This window comes from Methylobacterium sp. WL103, assembly GCF_008039885.1.
Taxonomy (GTDB): Bacteria; Pseudomonadota; Alphaproteobacteria; order Rhizobiales; family Beijerinckiaceae; genus Methylobacterium; species Methylobacterium cerastii.
On record NZ_VRUX01000303.1, the window covers coordinates 1 to 5,067 of the forward strand.

General features: G+C 66.9%; 3 protein-coding genes and 1 pseudogene. 3 read left to right on the forward strand and 1 reads right to left on the reverse strand.

Translation table 11 applies throughout. The features are described from left to right. Positions 1–472: 472 nt before the first annotated feature. From FV222_RS16870 to FV222_RS16880, 3 genes are read left to right on the forward strand one after another with little or no spacing between them, the layout of a single operon-like run. Positions 473–1,039 (forward strand): TadE family protein, encoded by a 567-nt coding sequence (locus FV222_RS16870; RefSeq protein WP_246685508.1) that lies wholly within the window; start codon positions 473–475, stop codon positions 1,037–1,039. Next, positions 1,033–1,659: a TadE/TadG family type IV pilus assembly protein gene (locus tag FV222_RS16875; RefSeq protein WP_147763843.1), complete on the forward strand. Its 627-nt coding sequence runs from the start codon at positions 1,033–1,035 to the stop codon at positions 1,657–1,659. The genes FV222_RS16870 and FV222_RS16875 overlap by 7 nt, the downstream gene beginning before the upstream one ends. Beyond that, on the forward strand, positions 1,650–3,341 hold the full coding sequence (locus FV222_RS16880; RefSeq protein ID WP_147763844.1) for a TadE/TadG family type IV pilus assembly protein: 1,692 nt from the start codon (positions 1,650–1,652) through the stop codon (positions 3,339–3,341). Before FV222_RS16875 ends, FV222_RS16880 begins: the two co-directional genes overlap by 10 nt. Here the strand turns inward: FV222_RS16880 and FV222_RS16885 are convergent. Continuing rightward, positions 3,342–5,067 (reverse strand): annotated as a pseudogene (locus FV222_RS16885) (glucosidase); the annotation flags it as partial.

Here is a 5,067-nt window from a genome sequence, read left to right on the forward strand (position 1 = left end):
AGCCCCCGGCGCCGTCCGGCGGCGGCGGTGGTGGCGGCTCGCGGGGCAACTACGACCTCGACGACGACATCCCGTTCTAGACCCGTAGGCGACCGCCTCGGCAGCGCAACGGGTCTGATCCCCGAATTTCAGCGGCCTCGGATGTCCCATCCGGGGCCATTTTCATGAGCTTTGGCGAGATCGTCACCTGATCCGCCTGGACCCGGAGAAGTCTAATTTCCGCAATCGGCCGGTGTTTCGGCTAGATCCAAATGCTCTTCTGCAAAATCAGTCTTTTTGTCCTAAGCCTATCATCTGAGTCTGCAACCGGGGGGTGTGTCACTGGCAATCTGATGCCAGAAGATGTTATCTAGGGTTGAGCCTGCACATTTGCGTTTGGTTTAGATCTGGCTGGCAAGCGTCTGGATGATGTATTCCAGCCGCCCCCGGTGACATGCCGCGACGCTTCACCCGTCCCATTCGCCCGCCGCGCTTGCGTTCGTTCGCCGCCGCCACAGAGGGCGCCGCGGCGCTCGAGTTCGCCCTGGTGGCGCTTCCGTTCCTCGCGCTGGTCGGCGCGATCGTCCAGATCGCTTTCGTGATCTGGGCCGGGCAGAACTTCGACCGCACCGTTCAGAACGCGGTGCGCAGCCTGTTCACCGGGCAGTTCCAGATCGCCAACGCCGCCACGAGCAGCCCGGCGATCCTGCTGCAGAAGCTCAACGACGCGATGTGCGGCACCGGTGCGAACCGGACGATGACGCTGTTCGACTGTTCCAGCGTGAAGATCGACGTGTCGGTCGCGTCGTCTTTTTCGGCCGGGGCCGGCGCGACGCCGATGAACGCCACCTCGCGGACCTGGAACAGCGGCTTCGGCACGAACTACGCCTGCGCGAAGCCCGGGGCGATCGTCGTCGTCACCGCGGCGGTGAAGATCCCAGTGTTCTTCAGCCTGCTGAACCTCGCCCAGAAGAGTTTCGCGGACGGGACTCACCTCCTGCAATCGACGACGGTGTTCCGCACCGAGCCGTACCAGACCACGGCCTCGACCGGATGTTGAGGACCGGACTTTCGTCCCTCCGCAGCTTCGTACGCGCCCGCGGCGGCGTCTCCGCGATCGAGTTCGCGCTGATCCTGCCCGTGCTGCTGACGATCTGGGCGGGCTTGTCGGAATACGCGCATGCGATCGACAACTGGCGCAAGGTCGTCCTGCTCGCCCGGACGGTGTCCGACCTGACGGCGCAGGGAGACGCTCAGAACCCGATCGACGCGTCGCTGATGGGCGACATCCTCGCCACCTCCACGCTGGTGCTGAAACCGTTCGACGCCGGCCGCGTGAAGATCGTGGTCAGCGCGATGGCCGTCGATCTCACCAATCTCAACCTGGTCCCGCGGGTCTGTTCCAGCACCGCCAACGCCAACGCCTCGGCGCGCGCCACCGGCGCGGCCTCCGACCTGACCGTGCCCGTCGGGTTCCGCACCACCGGGGTCCGCTACGTCCTCACCGAGGTGAGCATGCCGTACACGCCGATGCTCGGTGCCTCGTTGGTCAAGCTCGTGAAGGGCGCCAGCACCGCGATCACGCTGAAGTCCAGCATCCCCTGGCCGGCGCGCGGGGGCCAACCCGCCAAGTCGACCTACACCGAGGTCTGGATGCCCGGAGGCGCCGCATGCCCGTGATCCCGACCCCGGCAGGCCGCAAGGCGTCGCTGCGTGGACAAGCCGGCCGCTTCGCGCGGGCGCGCGACGGCAACGTCGCCCTGCTGTTCGGGCTGATGGCCCTCCCGCTCCTCGGATTCACCGGCGCGGCGATCGATTACGGCTTCGCCACCTACCTCGAGACCAAGCTCCAGGCGGCGACCGACGCCAGCGCGCTCGCCCTCTGCCAGACGCCGATGGCGACGACGAACGCGGTGCTCCAGACGCAGGCGTCCACCATGATGACCGGCTATATGGGCGCGACCGGCCTCACGGTCGATCCGCTGACGGTGACGGCGAACCCGCGCCAGATCACCTTGACGACCCACATCGTCTCACCGGTCTTCTTCGGCCGCATCACGGGCGTGACGGCACCGCGCCCTGGCAGATCGGCGCGCTGCGCCACGCCGATCCCGAAGACCTTCGAGATCGCGCTGGTGCTCGACAACACCGGCTCGATGCTCGAATCGAGCGGCGGCCAGAGCAAGCTCCAGGCGGTGCAGACGGCGGCGACCAACTTCGTCAACTACGTCTACACCAACGCCGCCTTCGCCACCGGCACCAAGATCGCGATCGTGCCGTTCGCGGCGTCGGTCGCCTTGAACCCCACGACCTACCGCTACGCGACCTGGATCGACCAGAACGCCAAATCCTCCTACCACTGGGACAACGTGCTCTCGCCGTCCGGGTCCGGCTTCACCAACCGTTTCGATATCTTCACCAAGTTGCAGGCCGCCTATTCCGGTTGGGGGTGGGGCGGGTGCCTGGAGACGTTACCGTATCCGCTGAACGTGCAGGATGGTACGCCGTCGAGTTCGAACGCTGACTCATACTACGTCCCTATGTTCGCGCCCGACGAGCCGGGTAATGGCGGCACCGGCTATCGCGACTACAATAGTAGCCGGAGCTATAACAGCTACATCGACGACTCGACGTACAGCGCGTCCTGTCAGAGCCAGTCCAATGCGTCGTTCTTCGACGCGGAAGGTCGGGCGTGCAAGTACGTCAACCCGAAGAACGCTTCGCCGACGAATTCCAATTCCTCGACGAAGGTGCCGAACGGGCCGAACTTCGGCTGTACCACGCAGCCGCTCCAACGCCTGACCAGCGACACGTCCGTGCTGAAGACGACGATCAACGGCATGGCCGCCCTCGGATCGACGAACATCCACGAGGGCATGATGTGGGGGTGGCGTACGCTGTCTCCGATCAGCGTCTTCGCGGACGGGGCCGCGTACTCGTCGAACACCGTCAACAAGATCATCATCCTGATGACGGACGGGGCCAACAGTTGGGCGACGAACGGGTCCTCCTCCAACGGCTCGCTCTATTTCGCCGCAGGCTACCTCAAGAACGTCGACGGCACCGGCCCGACATCGAGGCTCGTCCCCGGCACGCCGACCGTGAACGATGCCGACAGCGCCCGCGACGCCGTCGACGCGTTGACCGCGCTGGCGTGCAAGAACGCGAAAGCCACGGGAATTTCGATCTACACGATCGGCTTCAGCATCCCGTCGGATCCCATCGACACGCAGGGCCTGAAGTTGTTGAGCGACTGCGCGACGACGGCATCCCAATCGTTCGTCGCCAACGATTCGTCGAGCCTGATCGGGGCCTTCAACCAGATCGCGGCGAGCATCGGCACCTTGCGGCTGACGCAATAGTCACGGCGCTTCGGCGGACGACAGCGCGTGGAGCGGCCCGAGCGCGCTTTGCTGGATGAGCAGCGCGACGAGGCCCGACCAGCCGGTCTGGTGCGAGGCGCCCAGCCCCCGGCCGGTGTCGCCGTGGTAGTATTCGTAGCAGAGCACGTGGTCGCGGAAGTGCGGGTCCTCCTGCTCCAGCCGGCTCGTCGCCTGGAACGGGCGCGTCCCGTCCGATCCGCGGGTCGAAAGCGCGATCATGCGGTCGGCCAGCATGTCGGCGATCTCCTGCAGCGACAGGAAGGTGCCTGAGCCGGTCGGGGCCTCAACCCGGAAGTCCGGCCCGTAATAGCGGTGGAACCGGCGCAGGCCGTCGATCAGCAGGTAGTTGATCGGCAGCCAGATCGGGCCGCGCCAGTTCGAGTTCCCGCCGAACAGCCGGGTACGCGACTCGCCCGGTTCGTAGGGCAGGGTGAGGTCGGCGCCGTCCCAGGCGAAGTGGAACGGTTGGCCCTCGTAGACCTTGGACACGCCGCGGATGCCGTGCGGCGACAGGAACTCGTCCGCGTCGAGCATCCGCCGCAGCAGCGCCTTGAGGCGATGCCCGCGCAGCAGCGACAGGAGCGCCGTGCCGCCTTCGCCCGGCTCCTGCCAGCGCGAGACCAGGGCGGCGAGGTCGGGCCGGTTCTCCAGGAAGAAGCGCAGGCGCTTCTGCAGGCCGGGGAGCTGAACGAGGTCGTCCTCACGCAAAACCGCCACCGCGCAGATCGGGATCAACCCGACGAGGGTGCGGGCGCGGATCGGGATGCGCTCGCCGCCGGGCGTCTCGATCACGTCGTAGAAGAACTGGTCGGCCTCGTCCCAGAGCCCGCCCTTGCGCGCGGCGGCGTCGGCGATCAGCAGGAAGTGCTCGAAGAATTTTTGGGCCATGTCCTCGTAGGCGGGGTCGCGCAGGGCGAGCTCCACCGCGATCCGCATCAGCTCGAGGGCGTTCATCGCCATCCAGGCGGTGGCGTCCGACTGCGTCAGCGCCCCGCCCGCGATCGGCTTCGAGCGATCGAACAGGCCGATGTTGTCGAGGCCGAGGAAGCCGCCCTGGAACAGGTTGCGCCCGGACGCGTCCTTGCGGTTCACCCACCAGGTGAAGTTCATCGACAGCCTGTTGAACACCCTGAGCAGGAAGTCGTGGTCCGCCCGTCCGGTCAGCGCCCGGTCGAGGGAGAACACCCGCCAGGCGGCGAAGGCGTGGAGCGGCGGGTTGGCGTCGGAGAAGTTCCACTCGTAGGCCGGCAGCTCTGCGTTGGGGTGCCCGTAGGCCTCGTCGAGGAGGAGCAGGATCTGGCCCTTGGCGAAGTCCGGGTCGATCGTCGCGAAGACGAGGCTCTGGAGCGCGAGATCCCAGGAGGCGAACCAGGGGTATTCCCAGGCGTCGGGCATCGAGACGATGTCGTGCGCCCGCACGTGCCGCCAGTCGGCGTTGCGCCCGGCCTTGCGCGCTTCGGGCGGGGCCGGCTGGGCCGGATCGCCGTCGAGCCATTCGCGCACGTCGTAATGGTAGAGCTGCTTCGACCACAGCATGCCGGCCAAGGCCTGGCGCTGCACCGCGCGCCGGTCGGCATCCGCGACGTCGGCTTGCAGCGCGGCGTAGAAGTCGTCGGCTTCAGTGATGCGGGCGGCGAACACCGCGTCGAAGTCGGCGAAGGCGTCGCCCGGCGCGTCGGCGGCGCGGAAACGCAAGCGCAGGCTC